The organism is Rhodoferax sp. ZS1R8 (assembly GCF_056521325.1).
The window spans coordinates 1-1021 of record NZ_JBWMBA010000220.1; the positions used below are offsets into that span (position 1 = coordinate 1).

Consider the following 1021-nt stretch of genomic DNA (forward strand, 5'->3'; position numbering starts at 1 on the left):
CAGACCGCGTGGACGCCTTTTTTGCGCCACTGACCAAGACCTATATCGGTTTGGGCCAAACCCTGTCGCAGTCATTGGAGTCGGTGCGCATCTGTGCGCGGTACCGTGGTGCACAACATACAAGCCTGCAGGCGTATCTGATCCGGTTCTGACATTAAAACCAACACGGCCTTGAGACTAGGCCTACAGTAGGCACATACAGCATGTCGTGCGTTGGGAGAATGTGTGTTTTGCATTGCAGGCTAAAGGCTGTTTTTTAGCCCGCAAATGTTGTGGTAATTTCGGTGCGTAAGTGCTCAAATGAACTTATCGCTTATTGTCTGTACCTAAGCTTGTAGGCGCCCCCAGTCTCTGGCGGCTCCTTATTAATACAGGAGGCACTATGGATGCAATTGGCAACTTTGTCGCCCGCTACGCGCGTAGCCGTGAGGAAGAACTCTCCATTGACGATTACCTGGCGGAGTGCAAGCGCAACCCGCTGGCTTACGCCACGGCCTCCGAGCGCATGCTCACCGCCATTGGTGAGCCCGAGCTGGTGGACACGCGCAACGACCCCCGCCTGTCACGCCTGTTCGCCAATAAGACCATCAAACGTTACCCGGCCTTTGCCGAGTTTTACGGCATGGAAGACGCCATCGAACAGGTGGTGAGCTACTTCCGCCACGCCGCGCAGGGCCTGGAAGAACGCAAACAAATTTTGTATTTGTTAGGCCCGGTAGGCGGCGGTAAGAGCTCCATCGCCGAACGCCTGAAGTTCCTGATGCAGCAGGTGCCCTTTTATGCCATCAAGGGTTCACCTGTCAACGAGACACCCCTGTCCTTGTTTGATCCCATTGAAGACGGTCCCATTCTGCAAGAAAACTTTGGCATACCGCGGCGCTACTTGCAGCGCATACTGTCCCCCTGGGCCGTCAAACGTCTGGACGAATTTGGGGGTGACATCCGCCAGTTCAAGGTGGTCAAGCGTTACCCCAGCATCCTCAAACAAATCGGTCTGGCCAAGACCGAGCCCGGCGACGAA

1 pseudogene is annotated in these 1021 nt (G+C 55.4%); it reads left to right on the top strand.

Features of this window, described 5'->3' with window-relative positions:
- Positions 1 to 382: 382 nt before the first annotated feature.
- Positions 383 to 1021: pseudogene (locus AC097P_RS25130) on the top strand (PrkA family serine protein kinase); the annotation flags it as partial.